General features: G+C 37.5%; 20 protein-coding genes. 3 read left to right on the top strand and 17 right to left on the bottom strand.

Annotation, left to right across the window (positions count from 1 at the left end; genetic code table 11):
* The first annotated feature begins 87 nt into the window (after window positions 1-87).
* Window positions 88-219 carry a hypothetical protein gene (locus tag V7138_RS17080; protein WP_335399509.1) on the top strand — a complete coding sequence of 44 codons (132 nt, stop codon included), beginning with the start codon at window positions 88-90 and terminating at the stop codon, window positions 217-219.
* A gap of 135 nt (window positions 220-354) precedes the next feature.
* Window positions 355-510, top strand: coding sequence for a hypothetical protein (locus V7138_RS17075; protein WP_335399506.1), 156 nt, complete (start codon window positions 355-357; stop codon window positions 508-510).
* A gap of 16 nt (window positions 511-526) precedes the next feature.
* Here V7138_RS17075 and V7138_RS17070 read toward each other — a convergent pair whose 3' ends face one another.
* From V7138_RS17070 to V7138_RS17005, 14 genes are all read right to left on the bottom strand, one after another.
* A complete protein-coding gene (locus V7138_RS17070) occupies window positions 527-1,312 on the bottom strand; it encodes a nucleotidyltransferase domain-containing protein (RefSeq protein WP_335399503.1) in 786 nt (261 codons plus the stop codon).
* A 73-nt stretch (window positions 1,313-1,385) separates the two neighbouring features.
* Window positions 1,386-2,327, bottom strand: coding sequence for a formimidoylglutamase (hutG, locus tag V7138_RS17065; RefSeq protein WP_335399501.1), 942 nt, complete (start codon window positions 2,325-2,327; stop codon window positions 1,386-1,388).
* On the bottom strand, window positions 2,320-3,576 hold the full coding sequence (gene hutI, locus V7138_RS17060) for an imidazolonepropionase (protein WP_335399500.1): 1,257 nt from the start codon (window positions 3,574-3,576) through the stop codon (window positions 2,320-2,322). Before hutI ends, hutG begins: the two co-directional genes overlap by 8 nt.
* 195 nt (window positions 3,577-3,771) lie before the next feature.
* Window positions 3,772-5,427 (bottom strand): urocanate hydratase, encoded by a 1,656-nt coding sequence (hutU, locus tag V7138_RS17055; protein WP_335399499.1) that lies wholly within the window; start codon window positions 5,425-5,427, stop codon window positions 3,772-3,774.
* Window positions 5,428-5,448: 21 nt separating this feature from the next.
* Window positions 5,449-6,966: a histidine ammonia-lyase gene (gene hutH, locus V7138_RS17050; RefSeq protein ID WP_335399496.1), complete on the bottom strand. Its 1,518-nt coding sequence runs from the start codon at window positions 6,964-6,966 to the stop codon at window positions 5,449-5,451.
* 144 nt (window positions 6,967-7,110) lie between these two features.
* Entirely contained in the window at window positions 7,111-7,548 is a 438-nt protein-coding gene (hutP, locus tag V7138_RS17045) for a hut operon transcriptional regulator HutP (RefSeq protein WP_335399494.1), read from the bottom strand.
* Between the two features lie 169 nt (window positions 7,549-7,717).
* Window positions 7,718-8,122: a MaoC/PaaZ C-terminal domain-containing protein gene (locus tag V7138_RS17040; protein WP_335399491.1), complete on the bottom strand. Its 405-nt coding sequence runs from the start codon at window positions 8,120-8,122 to the stop codon at window positions 7,718-7,720.
* The gene (locus V7138_RS17035; RefSeq protein ID WP_335399490.1) at window positions 8,122-8,568 is read right to left on the bottom strand and encodes a MaoC family dehydratase N-terminal domain-containing protein; all 447 of its coding nucleotides are present in this window, start codon (window positions 8,566-8,568) and stop codon (window positions 8,122-8,124) included. Before V7138_RS17035 ends, V7138_RS17040 begins: the two co-directional genes overlap by 1 nt.
* Before the next feature lie 25 nt (window positions 8,569-8,593).
* Entirely contained in the window at window positions 8,594-9,079 is a 486-nt protein-coding gene (locus tag V7138_RS17030) for a DinB family protein (RefSeq protein WP_335399489.1), read from the bottom strand.
* Between the two features lie 137 nt (window positions 9,080-9,216).
* Window positions 9,217-10,056 (bottom strand): aldo/keto reductase, encoded by an 840-nt coding sequence (locus V7138_RS17025; protein WP_335399487.1) that lies wholly within the window; start codon window positions 10,054-10,056, stop codon window positions 9,217-9,219.
* Between the two features lie 126 nt (window positions 10,057-10,182).
* Window positions 10,183-10,356: a twin-arginine translocase TatA/TatE family subunit gene (tatA, locus tag V7138_RS17020; protein WP_335399485.1), complete on the bottom strand. Its 174-nt coding sequence runs from the start codon at window positions 10,354-10,356 to the stop codon at window positions 10,183-10,185.
* 87 nt (window positions 10,357-10,443) lie between these two features.
* Window positions 10,444-11,043 (bottom strand): response regulator transcription factor, encoded by a 600-nt coding sequence (locus V7138_RS17015; protein ID WP_335399482.1) that lies wholly within the window; start codon window positions 11,041-11,043, stop codon window positions 10,444-10,446.
* Window positions 11,040-12,167 carry a sensor histidine kinase gene (locus V7138_RS17010; protein ID WP_335399480.1) on the bottom strand — a complete coding sequence of 376 codons (1,128 nt, stop codon included), beginning with the start codon at window positions 12,165-12,167 and terminating at the stop codon, window positions 11,040-11,042. Before V7138_RS17010 ends, V7138_RS17015 begins: the two co-directional genes overlap by 4 nt.
* Window positions 12,168-12,228: 61 nt before the next feature.
* Window positions 12,229-13,266 (bottom strand): fatty acid desaturase, encoded by a 1,038-nt coding sequence (locus tag V7138_RS17005; RefSeq protein ID WP_335399479.1) that lies wholly within the window; start codon window positions 13,264-13,266, stop codon window positions 12,229-12,231.
* Window positions 13,267-13,676: 410 nt separating this feature from the next.
* On the opposite strand from V7138_RS17005, the gene V7138_RS17000 reads away from it, so the two are divergent.
* Window positions 13,677-14,267 (top strand): guanylate kinase, encoded by a 591-nt coding sequence (locus tag V7138_RS17000; protein WP_335399476.1) that lies wholly within the window; start codon window positions 13,677-13,679, stop codon window positions 14,265-14,267.
* A gap of 47 nt (window positions 14,268-14,314) precedes the next feature.
* On the opposite strand, the gene V7138_RS16995 is transcribed toward V7138_RS17000, so the two are convergent.
* The 3 genes from V7138_RS16995 to V7138_RS16985 form a co-directional block, all read right to left on the bottom strand.
* Entirely contained in the window at window positions 14,315-15,247 is a 933-nt protein-coding gene (locus tag V7138_RS16995) for a manganese-dependent inorganic pyrophosphatase (RefSeq protein WP_335399474.1), read from the bottom strand.
* 89 nt (window positions 15,248-15,336) lie between these two features.
* Complete coding sequence (locus V7138_RS16990; protein WP_335399471.1) at window positions 15,337-15,630, bottom strand: DUF6509 family protein; 294 nt, start codon at window positions 15,628-15,630, stop codon at window positions 15,337-15,339.
* Window positions 15,631-15,671: 41 nt separating this feature from the next.
* A complete protein-coding gene (locus tag V7138_RS16985) occupies window positions 15,672-16,004 on the bottom strand; it encodes a hypothetical protein (RefSeq protein ID WP_335399469.1) in 333 nt (110 codons plus the stop codon).
* Between the last annotated feature and the right edge of the window lie 89 nt (window positions 16,005-16,093).

Here is a 16,093-nt window from a genome sequence, read left to right as displayed (position 1 = left end):
TTTTTTTATACATGATATACATAACGCTGTTAAATATAGGAAATACATAAAAACAGCGTATTAAATGAACGAAAGGAGGAATAATATATGGCCAGTAAAAATAAAAACAATCAGCCGCAAACAGGAGCAAATAGTATGGACACGGAATTTGGCGCGGAGCAAGGCATGAGTAAAAAGGCAAGGAAAAAAGCTGCCCGAGAGAAGCGGAAAAACAAATAACGAACGAATTTTCGTACCGGTACATATTTGACCTGTTCCTGCATTTGTAATTATGGAACGGGTTTTTTTAATTTAAATACATGGTTATTGGACAACTTCGACTGCCCGTATACTATTTTGAAGGGGGCGATTTGATTGAAACAGCTGGACATTCAAATGATATTATTTGTTGGGGCAACCTTAGTTCATGAATATTGGCTCCATTGGGGACTTCCTAGAGTTTATTACTGGGATGTTACACATACACATTTAAAGAAAATTGACGATGATTCTGATGAAAAAATCGCATAGAAAAAGGGATAACTCCCTATTTCCATGCATCCGCTAACGTTTCCCTAAAAAGTTGGTCAAGCAATTGTGTTGGATTTGGCCTGTCATACTCTAGTTTTGATACATATTGCTCTAAATACTGAATTTCTTCTTCAATAAATGTATCGATCGCTAGTATTCGTTTCGTTACTCTTTGCCCAGCAGTCTTCATTTTTATCATTTGTTCTATATCTTGTTTTCGTTCGTTATTTTGTAGTAGATCTTTGATTAAATCATTCACATTAAGACTATTCATTCTATGGTATTTTTTTATAGACATAGCCATTAATAATGGACGAATTACGTTTAAATAAGTTTTTAGTTTTTGATGTTTTTCCTGAACAGTTTTGAAGTTTCCCTTTGCCATTTTTACATAGTGGTAGATACATGGAATTTCTGAAAAGATTATAGGTTCCATTTTTTTTAATTTATCGATAAAGGAATTGTCTTTTTTATAAATGCTGCTAGAATGCAACCATTCCAATAGAGTGGGATTCGATTTACGAAAAAGTCGAAGTGCTTTTGTAAGCTCCCATCCGCTCATGTCGATTAAAGGATTTACATCTTTTTTTACATGATCGTGTTTTGGAACCTCTAGCACGTCCCGCTTTTGATCAATTGAAAGGTACCAATCTGTTTTATGGAGATAAATAAACCGTATATCATAATCGCTATCTTCGGATGATAGTCCCCACGTTCGGCTTCCAGCTTCACATGCATAAAGAATTTTGACGTCGTATTCTGTTTCGATTTGTTTAAGAATTTCTAAAATATGTTCCTTCATTGTGATACCTCTTCTCTAACATGAGAAAAGGAGATGTAGGTTGTCATCTCCTTTTTCCAATAGTATTCTCTACTTACGTATACATAAAACGCATCATCGCATAAGCCGCAAGCCTACTTGTAAGATCGCGAACATCTTTAGATGGATCAATTTCAACGATATCCATTGCTTTCACCTTAGGATGTTTTGCAGCTTCTGAAATGCTTGTAAGAAGCTCTCTTGATGTCAAACCACCAGGTCCAATTGCTGGACAGCCTGGGGCAAAGGCTTGATCCACAACGTCCATATCTACCGAAAGATAGATGAAATCAACCTTTTGAGCTAATCGTTCAACTTCTTTTTGAATGATAGATACAATGCCAATGCGGTCCACAGCATCCATGGTGTACACCATGACTCCCTTTTTATCTACATACTCGTGGTATTCCTTAGCATTCGTAAAATCCCTAATCCCAATTTGAGTAAGGTCTTCTCCATTTAAATAACCACCCTCAAGTAGACTTCTAAAAGGAGTTCCATTTGTTCTTCCACCATCCTCAAAATTCCGTACATCATGATGGGCATCCCATTGAATCACTCCGACCCTACCATAATACTCCTGAAATGCACGAATTGAAGGATAGCTCACTCCATGGTCACCACCAAGCATTATATATCGATCACATGCATTGGTTTGAAGCATCTCTTGTACACTGAGATATAAACGTTCAGTAGTTTCTGCAAGATTTGTCGGATGGGTGTTAACATCCCCAAAATCGAAAATGGCTATATTCTTGTAATCTTGATGCTTTTCCCCTGAATAAGTAGAATACGCGTTTAGTGCATTTCGGATCGTTTTCGGTGCATCCGCTGCGAGAGAAGCTGAGATGGATGACTTTGATGCTGGAAGACCGATAATACCGATATGCGCCTTGGCTCCATTTTGATATGGAGTTATAGATTCCGTCACTTTCGTTACAAATTGATCTTTAAAAATAGCTGGTTGACCTGGTGTTAAATAACGAAATTCAGACATTGTCATTTCTCCCCCATACTTTTTTTCCTTTTATATACACACGATTTGTATGGTTAACGCCAAAATGATAGGGGATGTACATGTAATTTGGGATATCCCATAGGACAAAACTTGCATCATGACCGATTGTAAGTGTTCCTGTTTTCCCACCCTTACCGATTGCATATGCGGCATTTACGGTAACTGCATTCCAAATTTCTTCTGGTGTCATCTTTAATTTTAGTGCAGCAAGTGACATAATCATCTGTAAGTTTTCAGTTACACAGCTACCAGGGTTAAAATCGGTTGCCAGAGCTACAGCTACTCCTTCATCAATCATTTTTCTTGCACGAGCATAGGTATCCTTGCCAAGATAGAATGTTGTACCCGGGAGTAAGACAGCGACGGTGTTGCTTTTGGAAAGCATGGTTATTGATTTATCTGAAGCTGCAACTAAGTGGTCTGCACTTGTTGCTCCCAGTTTAACAGCTAACTCGGTTCCTCCTAATGAATCAATTTCATCTGCGTGAATTTTTAGGCCATATCCCTTTTCCTTTGCTCTTTGTAAAAAGGACTCTGATTGTTCTGGAGTAAAAACACCCGTTTCGCAAAAAATATCAGCGAACTCTGCAAGATTTTCAGCCTTTACGGTGTCAAGGAGCTGAACCATCTCTTCCAGGAATTCATCAGCTTTCCCTTTATAGGAAGGAGGAATGGCGTGTGCTCCTAAGAATGTCGATATGATGGAAATTGGGTAATTTTCTTTTAGTTTTTTCACAACTTTTAGTTGTTTTAATTCGGTTTCAGGATCTAAACCATAACCGCTTTTTGCTTCCATCGTTGTCACGCCGTATGACATAATGCGTTCCAGATGGAAAGCTGCCTTTTCATATAGTTCATCCACAGTTGCCTTTTTTGTTGCCTCAACGGTTGATAAAATTCCCCCTCCTTTTGCTAGGATTTCAAGATAAGGCACACCTGCTTGCTTTAAGGCTAGTTCTCTTTCGCGCGAGCCACCGAATACTAAATGGGTATGCGGGTCGACTAAACCTGGCGATATTACTTTTTGCTGTGCATCTAGGCTTTCTTTTGTTTGCAGGAGCTTTGCCTCAACATTCGTTCCAATCCATGCTACTTTTTCATCTTTTATGGCAAATGCAGCATTTTCTTGTATGGTAAGCTGCTTCATTTCTTCCCCTTTTAGCGGTTTTGCAGTTTCTCTTGGTAAGATTAATTGCCCTATATTGTGAACGAGTAAATCGTATTGCATGATTGTGCCCCTTTCTAAGTAGATTGATAGAAATCTATTAACGTATTCAGCCAACTAGATCAATTGTCCTGTTTTATCCGATCATTGAAATTGTCCGTCATTTCAGTTATATGTTTTCCAACTTCGAAGATATGTTCCCTAAATCCAATTAATTGTGCCCTAACTTTCATTTTTGTTCCCTAACCCAAAAGGACTTTATAACATTGGGATATCAATCCCTTTTTCCTTCGCGACCTCAATTGCTTTTTCATAGCCAGCATCTGCATGGCGGACAATTCCCATTCCAGGGTCAGTAGTAAGGACTCGACGAAGACGTTCTTCAGCTAAATCAGTTCCATCGGCAACTACAACCATTCCTGCGTGCAAGGAATAACCCATACCTACACCGCCACCATGATGGACAGAAATCCATGAACCGCCTGCAGCAACATTTAGTAAAGCATTTAAAATTGCCCAGTCACCGACTGCATCACTGCCGTCCTTCATACTTTCTGTTTCTCGATTAGGTGAAGCAACAGAGCCGCAGTCTAAGTGATCCCGACCAATTACAATCGGTGCTTTCAATTCACCTTTACGTACCAATTCGTTAATAGCGATCCCCATTTTTTCTCGTTCACCATAACCTAACCAACAAATCCGAGCGGGCAGCCCCTGAAACTCTACTTTTTCCGCGGCCATCTCGATCCATCGAAGTAATGCCTCATTTTCTGGGAACAGTTCTTTGATAAGTGCATCAGTTCGATAAATGTCTTCTGGGTCGCCAGATAGAGCAGCCCAGCGAAATGGCCCTTTTCCTTCACAGAACAATGGACGAATGTATGCCGGAACAAAGCCTGGAAATTCAAAAGCGTTTTCTACCCCTTTGTCTTTTGCGACTTGGCGAAGATTGTTTCCATAATCAAAAGTCACTGTTCCACGACGATTAAATTCAAGCATGGCCACAACATGTTTTGCCATTGAAGCAGCAGACAATTCAACATATTTTTTCGGATCATTTGTTCGTAGTTGATTTGCTTCTTTGATAGAATACCCTTCAGGAATATACCCATTTAATGGGTCATGTGCTGAAGTTTGATCTGTCATCACATCGATTTGGATGTTGCGATTTAACAATTCATGGTGCACTTCTGCAGCATTTCCAATCAGCCCAATCGATAGTACTACATCATTGTGTTTAGCTTCCAATGCCCATTTTATCGCTTCATCAATTGAATCTGTCATTCTATCACAATATTTTGTATCAATGCGTTTTTGAATGCGGGATTTATCAACATCCACTGCCAGACAAACACCGCCATTCATGGTAACTGCGAGTGGCTGTGCACCACCCATACCTCCTAATCCAGCAGTAAGCGTAATTGTTCCTTTTAAGGAGCCACCGAAATGCTGTCGTGCAACTTCAGCAAACGTTTCATAGGTTCCTTGTAAAATCCCTTGTGAACCAATGTAGATCCAGCTTCCTGCTGTCATTTGGCCATACATCATTAAGCCCTTTTTATCGAGTTCATGGAAATGTTCCCAGTTTGCCCATTTAGGGACGAGAACAGAATTCGATAGAAGCACACGCGGCGCTGTTTTATGAGTTTTAAACACTGCGACAGGCTTTCCAGACTGAATTAACATCGTTTCGTCATTTTCTAAACGACGGAGGGTAGATACAATCGCATCAAAGGCTTCCCAATTTCTTGCAGCTTTCCCTATCCCTCCATACACAACCAACTCTTCTGGTTTCTCTGCAACATCTGGATCTAAATTGTTATACAGCATTCGCAGTGCTGCTTCTTGCTCCCAACCTTTACACTCAAGCTCTAATCCTTTTTTGGCATGAACGATACGATTTTGGATTGACATGATATACTCCCCTTTTCTGAGTTAATTTCCAATTGGTTCAAGATTGGCTGTCCATACTAGGTTATTTTTTTTAAGCCATTCCGTTACCTTTTCAATATCTTCAGCGAATACGCGGTCTTCTGTTATGGACGGAACAATTTTTCTTGCTTCTTCATAAAACATATGAGTAGCAGGTGCCATTTTTTGAATCCCTCGATATTCTACGGCATGTAGTGCACAAATACATTCAATCGCTAAAACGCGCCTCACATTTTGAATGATTTGATAGGCATGGCGTGCTCCGATTGTACCCATACTCACATGGTCTTCTTGGTTTGCAGAAGAAGGTATGGAATCGACACTTGCAGGATGCGCAAGCGTTTTATTCTCTGATACAAGCGATGCTGCGACATATTGCATAATCATTGCACCCGATTGTAAGCCTGGTTGAGCACTTAAAAACGGTGGCAAATCATTTAATTGGGGGTTTACAAGCCTTTCAATGCGACGCTCAGATATGCTTGCAAGCTCAGCAACCGCTATTTTCATAAAATCCATCGCAATGGCGATTGGCTGTCCGTGAAAGTTCCCGCCTGAAATAACCACATTTCCATCTTCAAAAATTAGTGGATTATCGGTTGCTGCATTCATCTCAATTTCTAGTTTTTCTTTTACATAGTCTAATGCCTGCCAGGAAGCTCCGTGTACTTGTGGAATACAACGTAAGGAATACGCATCCTGCACCCGCTTTTCTCCTTGTCTTGTCATCAAATGGCTTCCTGTTAGAAGGTTGCGTATTCTTTTAGCTACATCAATTTGCTGTTGATATCCTCGCGCCTCTTGAATAGCTGGATCGAAGGCATCAATGATTCCCTCAAGACCTTCAAGTGTGAGGCTCGCAATCATTTCACTTTGTAAGGCAAGTTGAGAGGATTCTAACCAATTGATCACACCCATTGCTGTCATTGCTTGGGTACCATTGATTAAAGCAAGCCCTTCCTTTGCCTGTAAGATAACCGGCTGAATTCCTTCTTTTGTAAAAACCTCATTTGTCTTGTGAATTTTCCCCTTATAATGCACTTTCCCTTCTCCTAGGAGAACAAGTGCTAAATGTGAAAGTGGCGCTAAGTCACCTGATGCCCCAAGTGAACCCTGCTGTGGTATTACAGGGTGTATTTTCATATTTAATAAAGCTACTAGTCTTTCGGCAATAACTGGACGGATCCCAGAAAATCCTTTCAAGAGTGCATTTAACCGAAGTAAGACCATTGCTCGGGATACAACCTCCGGAAAAGGTTCACCAACACCACAGGCATGGGAGCGAATTAAATTTAGCTGTAAATCATTGACATCATCATCAGCAATGATGACATCACTGAATTTGCCAAAGCCGGTATTAATTCCGTAAATCGTCCTTTTATCTGCCACAATTTTTTCCACAGCTTTACGGCTTTGCTTTACTTTTTGAAGGGATTCCTTATTAATCGATACTAGTTCGTAGTTATAACAAATTTGGTTGACTTGTTCTAACGTTAACGATTGACCTGTTAACTCAACCATACATCATCCTCCTAAATATTTAAGTGTTTCGAAGATATTCTAGAAATGAGACATAAAAAACAAAAAGAGACGATAATGGCATAGAAATACCATCATCGCCTCCTATTGACTAAAGGACTATAGGCAATGCACTAAAATATATAGTTAAATATGATTAATCCCCAGACCTACTGTTTCATGTTCTAAGCCTTTAATTGGTGCACCAATGGTTCCGTAAAAAGCAACGGCAAGCCATTCGCCCTCTTCTTCATTGGTATAGGGTGTTCCACGTACAATGGTAAAACGAAGGCCAACAGTCCGACTAATTTCACCGATTGCAGTTTGCCCCCTTGTCACCCCTTCAATTCCTTCAATAATCGCGTGGTACAACGCATGGGTTTCACGGTATTGGGATTCATGTATAAGGCCATGGCGCTTAGCAGCTGTCTCTACAGCAGCAATCACCTTTTGCATATTCATTGAACCAACTTTACCTTGACAGTATTTAATATCCTGTAAAGAGGGAGAAAAGCTTTGCATTTCGTCATCCGTTAACATTGAAAGCAATACAGCGATTTTTCCAATTGCTATTTTTTGATTCATACAATGAACCTCTAGTTTCTGAATTTTCCTATTATCTAACAACTTATAATAATTGTAAGCTTGAGCCAGTTCAATTGTCAATCGATTTGGTAAATTTTAGTATATTAATATAGTAGTAGTCTACCATGATAAAGTGAAAATCTTAGGAAAACCTCATTCTAAATTATGTTTACTCGTATTTTTGAAAAACAATGCTTCCTTTAATCACATCTTTGTCATGCTGGTTTACAACGGCTACATCAAAGATTAGCTCATTTTTTTCAATACTTTTTAATGATGCTTTAAGTGTTAAAACATCTTCTAAAAATACCATATTCCGAAATCGTATCGAATAGGTTTTGACAAAGCCTTCTTCATAAAAAGGGGTGAAGAGCTTTGCAAGGTTACCCATTGTCCACATTCCATGAGCGATTACTCCAGGTAATCCAGCTTTATCTGCCTCATCATCAATCGTATGGATTGGATTATAATCACCGGATGCACCAGAATATTTAATTAAGTCCATTCTAGAAACGGGTGGGAGCTGGATACTTTCAAGTGAAGAGCCAATTTCGATATTCACTAATGAACTCATCACATCATCCCCTTTCTAACTGATTCTGTTATGATGACGACTAACTTAGACGAAAAAATCTGCTCACCATTCGCGTCTTCTCCGTTTTCACGAATGGTTAGAAAACCCATAGATCCTGTTGAGCCCTTTTTCTCTACATAGTTTTCTACTTTTGAATAACAATAAATTTCTTCACCAACAAAAAGAGGTCTTTCATATTTATAAACCTGTTCACCATGGATCAATCCTTTTTCAGGTAAAACAAAACCATCAATACGACCAAATTCGAACACTCTAGGAAATGTAGGTGGTGCAATATTCGTTTTATATCTAGAAGTGTTTCCAAACTCTTCATCTATGAAAATAGGATGAGGATCACCGATTGCCTCTGCAAATTGTTTAACGGCGCCCCTTTCAACGACATTTTTTACTCTTGCTGATTGTTTACCGATAAATTCTTTATACACATACAACACCCCTTTTTAATTTGAATTAGTTATTTGAAGTAGTGGAAAGTCTCCGACCAATAACGTTTGCAGAAATCGGCTTTTTCCCGATTTCTCTTGCCCAAATGGATAATTGCCCCATATGATGAATTTCATGGGCAATGATATGCCGCATGATTTCTCCCCAAGTATCTGTTGTAACTTTTCCATCTGGTAAGGTATCGTAAAATAATCGATTTTCCAGGTTTGCATCCCAGTTGTTTACAAAGTTTTCTACTTCATGATGAAATTTGGCATCTAATTCTCGAATCCTGTTCAAGCTATGATAATCATTAAAACTCTCTTGAAAATCCGGCTTTCCTTGTATAATACGTATCCAGCTCCATTCGACATCAACAATATGAAAGAGAGTACGCAATATACTACCCATTCCACCCGTTCGCTGTTGCAGAAGTACCTCTTCACTTAATTCTTCACACCATTGATACCATTCTTCTCTAACCATCCAGTTATATCTAAAAAACATCTGCATGTAAGCACCCTCCACATTTCAAAAGTATTTATAATTATTACCAATTCTACAGATAGAGGTTAAATTCCTCCAACATCTTTCACATCAGTTTGTCAAAAAAAACCACACGGAACATTCCGTGTGGTTTACATTTGCAATCACTCAAATCCAGTCATATTTGTATCAGGATTTGAGCCAATTCGATCATTTTTGTTGAATGCGCTAATTCTTTCCATATCTTCCTGTGAGAGCTCAAAATCAAAGACATCTGCATTTTCTTGGATCCGGTGTTCTTTAATTGACTTAGGTATCGTAACAACGCCGTTTTGAAGATCCCAGCGCAAAATAACCTGTGCAACAGATTTCTTATGTTTTTGGCTAATTTCTAAAAGAGTTGGATCATTTAACAATTCTCCGCGCTTAAGTGGAGACCATGCTTCTAATTGAATTCCTTCTTTTTTACAGAATTCATGTAACTCTGTTTGTGTCAGATGTGGATGGTATTCCACTTGGTTTACCATCGGCTTGATTTCTGAATTTTTCATGAGGTTTTCTAGATGATGAACATGGAAATTACTTACACCAATTGCACGGACACGGCCGTCCTTGTATAGCTTTTCAAGCGCATGCCATGTTTCAATATATTTATCTTTTCCAGGCCAGTGAATAAGGTATAAATCAAGGTAGTCTAGTCCTAGTTTTTGTAGGCTTGTTTCAAAGGCTTGTAATGTAGTTTCATAGCCCTGGTCACTGTTCCAAACCTTGGATGTAACAAATAATTCTTCTCTATTGATTCCGGATTCGCGTATAGCCTGTCCGACACCTTCTTCATTTTTATAGACTGCTGCAGTGTCAATACTTTTATAGCCATGTTTGATAGCCCACTTGACAGCGTCAATCACTTCTTGCCCCTCTTGTACTTTAAAAACACCTAGGCCAAACCACGGCATCTTTACTCCATTATGTAATGTTGTAGTATCTTGAAGACTTTTTACCATATATATCCTCCTCTAAATTGAAAGATTTACCATTAATAGTTTCTCACACGTTTGTCCGATTTTCAAATAAGAAGATAACTAAAATCAAAAAAAGAGAGGCTCTTTTTCCTCTCCCATTCCAGTTTCTTATTTTGATTTTGATTCAGCATCTTCATCATCAAGAATGCCTTTTGTTGCCTTTTTAAATTCTCGCAGTGTTGTACCTGCAGCCTTTCCAAGCTCAGGAAGCTTTTTAGGTCCAAATACAAGTAAGGCAAAAAAGATAATTAATAGTAATTCTCCGAAACCAAGGTTTCCCATGATCATTCCACCCTAAAACGAAATGTATTGCACCCTTATTTTATTCCTCTAGTATCTATTTTTCAATGAAAAATTTCATCATTGTTCTTACTTAAACCAACCTTTTTCTTTTGATTGTGTGATCGCTTCAATGCGATTTTTCACTTCAAGCTTATCTAAGATGGTAGAAATATAATTTCTGACAGTACCTGCTTTAATTCGTAATTCATCTGCAATTTCCTTTGTATTCAGTCCGTCTGCAACTAGTTCAAGCACTTCAAGCTCACGCTCTGTTAATGGATTTTCATCTGCGTATAAATCATCCATTAACTCAGGTGCATAGACGCGTTTTCCATTCATTACACTACGAATTGAGTCAGCTAATTCGTCGCTTGGACTATCTTTTAATAGGTAGCCCTTCACCCCAGCTTTCAAAGCTCGCTGAAAATATCCAGTACGGGCAAAAGTTGTTAATATAATCACTTTACAGTCTGTTTCCTTTAACTCCTCAGCAGCCTCAAGTCCTGTTTTTAATGGCATTTCAATATCCATCATACAGATATCTGGATTCAGCTCCTTCACTAGTGATATCGCTTCTTGCCCATTATTTGCCATCCCAATTACTTCCATGTCGTCCTCTAAGTTTAGGAGTGAACCTAATGCCCCAAGGACCATCCTTTGGTCTTCCGCAATCACGATTCGAATCATAACAGACCCTCCACTTCTACCTTCTTACGTACATTTGGTATTTTAATAATTAATGTAGTGCCATCTTTCGTTATTATTTCTAAACTCCCGTTTACAAAATCTAAACGCTCTCTCATACCTTGTAATCCATGACCATCTATTACATCCTTATCTGGAATGGTACCAATCCCGTTATCCTTAATCGCTAAACAAATTTCTTCTTCAGATTGAATGATCTCAATTGTACAACGGGTTGCTTTACTATGCTTCACTACATTATTGACCGCTTCTTTTATAAGCATGCTAATGATATTTTCGTAGAATAATGAAACATTCCTTAATGATACATCTCTGAACTCAAATTCAATATCAGCAGCACGTAGTAATTCTTTTACACGTACAATCTCTTCCTTAATTCGTATTCCACGCATTTGCGATACCATTTTTCGAACCTCATTCAAAGCTGTCCGTGCTGTTTGCTGCACATCCTTTAATTCATTACGTGCTTTTTCTGGATCTTTATGTATGAGTTTCCTTGCTAAATCACTTTTTAAGCCTATTAATGAAAGTTTTTGACCTAATGTATCATGAAGGTCCCTTGCAATTCTCTGGCGTTCTTCTTGTTTTACTAATTCTGCAATTCGTTTATTTGCATCTTCAAGTTGTTCTTCGAGCTTCTCTTGTTTCTTTTTATTATATATATTAAATGGCAAGAGGATTACGCTAATCCAAATAATAATGTTAAATGGCAATTGAGTTAAAAAAATTTCGTCCTGTATTACGAGATTATAGTTAATCGAAAATGTTGTGGCGACTAGATGAATGATATATAACGTTAAAAAAGCAACCCGGTTTTTGATATTCCCATTGTAGTATGCAATGTAGAATGCAAAATAGATAAAGGCAAACAGAATAGACATGGTTAACGAAATACCGATTAAGATGGAAGTCCATAAATAAATCGCCCATCTTTTCGAGATAAAAGCAAAACGTAATGAAATGAAAAATATGACCGTTAAGATGAGACCAGCAATAATTTCAGCTGTTGACGACGATTGGAAGATAAAATAGAATGGCAGGATACTAATTACAGCCCAAATATAAGGTGAGACTCCCGACCATTTTTGGAATATTGTTTTCTTCATAGGACATACCCTCATTTAATTTGTGTTTTTAGTATCATAACATAATACAGGAAAACCCAGCTTATTTTTCTAAGCTGGGAATCTTTTTTACATCTTTTTGGTTTGCAACCATTTCTTTTATTTTACCATAGCCAACAAACACTTTTTCTTCTTCATCCCAAAGTCGGAATTTTAATGATTTTAAACTTGTTTTTAACGTAATGGTTGGTACATGCTGAAGTGGCGTTGTTTGATTGTGCACTTCTTCAAGTTTGTAATTTGGAACACGAGGGCTTAAGTGATGAACATGATGATACCCGATATTCCCCGTTAACCACTGTAGCGGTTTTGGAAGCTTATAAAAAGAACTACCTTCTACCGCAGCCTTTACATATTCCCACTTTTCATCTTCCTCGAAATAGGAATCTTCAAATGTATGCTGAACATAAAACAACCAAACACCTGCAATCCCAGAAACCATAAAAATTGTTCCTTGTACAAGTAAAAATGACTGCCAGCCGATTGCCAAACATAAAATAGTGGCGAGGCCAACGATCCCTAAATTAGTAATATATGTGTTGAGACGTTCATTCTTTCGCGCTTTTTTTCTGTTAAAACGATTTTCAATTAAAAATACAAAAATTGGTCCTAAAATAAACATTACAAAAGGGTTTCGATATATTCTGTAACAAAGGCGTTGCCAAGCAGATGCTTCCATGTATTCTTCAACCGTCATAACCCAAATATCACCTGTCCCGCGCTTATCTAGGTTTGAGCTCGTTGCATGGTGGACTGAATGGTCATGCCCCCATTTACTATAAGGAAATAACGTTAAAATTCCACAAAGGGTACCAATGATTTTATTTGCCTTTCGATTTTTAAAGAATGAGTGGTGACAGCAGTCATGGAAAATGATAAAAATCCGTACAAGAAATCCTGCTGCAATCACGCTGATTACAAATGTCAAGATATAGGAAATGTTTAATGAATAATAGGCCAAAACCCATAACCCAAGATACGGAATTAATGTGTTGAACAACTGAAACAGACTAGCCTTAAAATTTGATTTTTCATATGGAGCCACTTGTTTTCTTAAGCTTTTTTGATCTAATTTGTTCATATAATCGATTCCTTTCTTCATTCTCAGTTCATATTTTTAGTCATAATTTCAAAATTAATAAGTTATTTTGCTAACTTATCGCAAGCATATTTCTATATTTCTAATGGTATAGAAGAAAAAAGTCTAACGCTAGACACAGGTGTCATGTAGATTACATGATAAATGTCATATTTCAAACTTTCTAATCACCAGCTTTGTCTACATTTCTAATGGTATAGGAGAATAAAGCTTTACGCTAGACACATGTGTCACGTTAATTACATGATAAATGTCATATGTTGTATTGAAAATTTTAAATACACAAAAAATTAACATTATGAGTGGGCTAAAATTATTTTTTTATGCTATAATAAAAAAACAGAATATTACAACTAACGTGCATGTAAAATCAAATTAGAAGGAGGAATCCTATGTACAAATTAAAGGACAAAGAGAGGATTTTTATTTACACCGGTCCAGATGGCTCTGGTAGGAAAACTTTAGGTAAAATGGTTGCCACAGCATTTGATATGCCAACCGTTCCCTCATTCACAACTCGAAGCCCCCGCCCTTTTGAAAACAACGGAGAAGATTACCACTTCGTAAGTAAAGAAACCTTTCACCAAATGATGCAGCAAAATGAATTTCTGGAAAGTGTTGAAATTGATGGACATTTTTATGGAATACGTGAAATTGACATAGTAAATATCTTCAAGAAGCATAAGGTGGTTTACTTAACGCTTAACCCAGAAGGGGCTGACCTTTTGAAGCAAATGTATGGAGAGCATGCAATTCGAATCTTTGTGTATGCTGATCGCGATACCGTACATGAACGTCAGAAGAAACGCGGAGATGGTCCTGAGGACATTGAAAGGCATATGAATCATTACGATGAAACAATGGCCTATAAAGAATCATGTGAGCATGTTTTTGAAAATTATGACCTGCCACAGGTTTCGTATCAGATAAGTGAACTGATTGAAACTTATTTAGATCGACAGTTAATAGCAGATGATTATTAAAAAATAAGCCCTCGAAAGCTACTGGCTTCTTGAGGGCTTATTTCTTATTATAGGCTATTGAAAGCTTCCGTTAGGACTGGAACAACTTGTTTCTTACGTGAAACAACACCTTTTAATTCTGCTGTTTTGTTTTCAAGACTAACATTAAATGCTTTTTCTACTGCAGCGGTTTTCGCACCTACTGCGAGTCCTACCGAGTCATTGTTCAATATGTCTGTTATGACAAGTAAGAATAAATCAAGTCCGTTATCATTGATTTGTTGATTCATCACTTCTTCAAGCTCACTTTGTCTTGCAAGTACATCCTGTGGGTCTACAACGTTAACTTGAGCAATTTGAACTTTTTTGCCATTCATTGAGAATTCTTTGGAATCTAATGAAACTAATTGTTCGGCAGACTTATCACTTACATTAGCACCGGCTTTTAACATTTCAAGTCCATAGCTATCAGCGTCAACTCCAGCAATTTCTGCTAATTCACGAGCTGCTTGAACATCTTCCTCCGTGCAAGTTGGTGATTTGAATAATAGGGAGTCAGAAATTATCGCTGAAAGCATTAAGCCTGCAGCCTCTTTAGTAATTTCAACATTATTTTCTTTATAAAGCTTGTTAAGTATCGTTGCTGTGCAACCAACTGGCTCTACTCGGAAATACAATGGATCACTTGTTTCGAAATTAGCAACACGATGGTGATCGATTACTTCTTTAATTTTTACATTTTCAAGTCCATCTGCACTTTGTTGGCGTTCATTGTGGTCCACTAAAATAACCTCTTGGACTTCATTGGCTACATTTTCGACCAAACGCGGTGCTTCAGTGTTAAAGTAATTCAATGCATATTGTGTTTCACTGTTTACTTCTCCTAAACGCACGGGCTCAGCATCTAAACCAAGTTTCTTCTTAAGTTCTGCATATGCGATTGCAGAGCAAATTGTATCAGTATCTGGGTTTTTATGACCAAAAATAAGTACTTTTTCCATTTTTTCATTACTCCTTATTGCTTAGTATGTATGATGTACTCTTTCATTTTACACAAAGATTGATTTTTCATAAACAATTTTAGACATATTTATTCATTTTCTTCATGTAAATGTACCTTACAAAACTCATTCACAGCATCTTCTTCTTCTTCTTCAAGCTCAAAATCAAGTACTTTTTCAGTACTTCTTTCATAAATATAATATTGGGCAATTCGCTCGCCCGTACTATCAACCGCATAAATCACTTTTAACTCAATTCCATGTTCAGAATATAATTCATCATCTTCTGGAACTTCAATATCCAAAAAGAATTCATAACGGTCGCCCTCTAAAATTCCAGTCGGATCCTTTAATTTTTCAACCGAATATCCGGTAATATTCATTCTTAAATTGCCACCCTTCTATTAAATACAATCCGTACCTATTATACACATTCTTGCCCGATCCGTGAAAAAATTTCCGAACATGGAAGTAAATTTTGGATACAATCAAAAAAGGTATTCCAAAGTTTTAAAACACCCATATTATTTCTTAAAAAATACCATGGAAACATTCTTCTACGCTCATTTTCTTGAGGACCTTCTTCATGATCATGATTGCGTCTGCGGTCTTCAACACCACCTACATCATCAAAGTCACGTCTGTGATGTCTTCTTTTGTCATTTGTTTCAATGATAATTACCTCATCAGCATTGATAATTACTCTGTCTGCATTGATTACTTGACGTCTTCTATTTTCACTTCTATTTTCACTCAAGCTTATACATTAAAATATGGGAAAGTGAACGACTTGATTGGACACATATGACAAGACGTTTATCCATTTTAACATTGTTTATTGGGATT

The organism is Bacillus sp. JJ1533 (assembly GCF_036965045.1).
Lineage (GTDB): Bacteria > Bacillota > Bacilli > Bacillales > Bacillaceae_L > Ferdinandcohnia.
The sequence above is the reverse complement of the archived record's forward strand: the minus strand, read 5'-3'. Positions and strand labels throughout refer to the sequence as shown.

Bases quoted from the DNA above. Each gene is read 5' to 3' on its own strand.
- V7138_RS17080 (WP_335399509.1), top strand. From the start codon at position 88: ATGGCCAGTAAAAATAAAAACAATCAGCCGCAAACAGGAGCAAATAGT.
- V7138_RS17070 (WP_335399503.1), bottom strand. From the start codon at position 1,312: ATGAAGGAACATATTTTAGAAATTCTTAAACAAATCGAAACAGAATAC.
- hutG (WP_335399501.1), bottom strand. From the start codon at position 2,327: ATGTCTGAATTTCGTTATTTAACACCAGGTCAACCAGCTATTTTTAAA.
- hutI (WP_335399500.1), bottom strand. From the start codon at position 3,576: ATGCAATACGATTTACTCGTTCACAATATAGGGCAATTAATCTTACCA.
- hutU (WP_335399499.1), bottom strand. From the start codon at position 5,427: ATGTCAATCCAAAATCGTATCGTTCATGCCAAAAAAGGATTAGAGCTT.
- hutH (WP_335399496.1), bottom strand. From the start codon at position 6,966: ATGGTTGAGTTAACAGGTCAATCGTTAACGTTAGAACAAGTCAACCAA.
- hutP (WP_335399494.1), bottom strand. From the start codon at position 7,548: ATGAATCAAAAAATAGCAATTGGAAAAATCGCTGTATTGCTTTCAATG.
- V7138_RS17040 (WP_335399491.1), bottom strand. From the start codon at position 8,122: ATGAGTTCATTAGTGAATATCGAAATTGGCTCTTCACTTGAAAGTATC.
- V7138_RS17030 (WP_335399489.1), bottom strand. From the start codon at position 9,079: ATGCAGATGTTTTTTAGATATAACTGGATGGTTAGAGAAGAATGGTAT.
- V7138_RS17025 (WP_335399487.1), bottom strand. From the start codon at position 10,056: ATGGTAAAAAGTCTTCAAGATACTACAACATTACATAATGGAGTAAAG.
- tatA (WP_335399485.1), bottom strand. From the start codon at position 10,356: ATGGGAAACCTTGGTTTCGGAGAATTACTATTAATTATCTTTTTTGCC.
- V7138_RS17015 (WP_335399482.1), bottom strand. From the start codon at position 11,043: ATGATTCGAATCGTGATTGCGGAAGACCAAAGGATGGTCCTTGGGGCA.
- V7138_RS17010 (WP_335399480.1), bottom strand. From the start codon at position 12,167: ATGAAGAAAACAATATTCCAAAAATGGTCGGGAGTCTCACCTTATATT.
- V7138_RS17005 (WP_335399479.1), bottom strand. From the start codon at position 13,266: ATGAACAAATTAGATCAAAAAAGCTTAAGAAAACAAGTGGCTCCATAT.
- V7138_RS17000 (WP_335399476.1), top strand. From the start codon at position 13,677: ATGTACAAATTAAAGGACAAAGAGAGGATTTTTATTTACACCGGTCCA.
- V7138_RS16995 (WP_335399474.1), bottom strand. From the start codon at position 15,247: ATGGAAAAAGTACTTATTTTTGGTCATAAAAACCCAGATACTGATACA.
- V7138_RS16990 (WP_335399471.1), bottom strand. From the start codon at position 15,630: ATGAATATTACCGGATATTCGGTTGAAAAATTAAAGGATCCGACTGGA.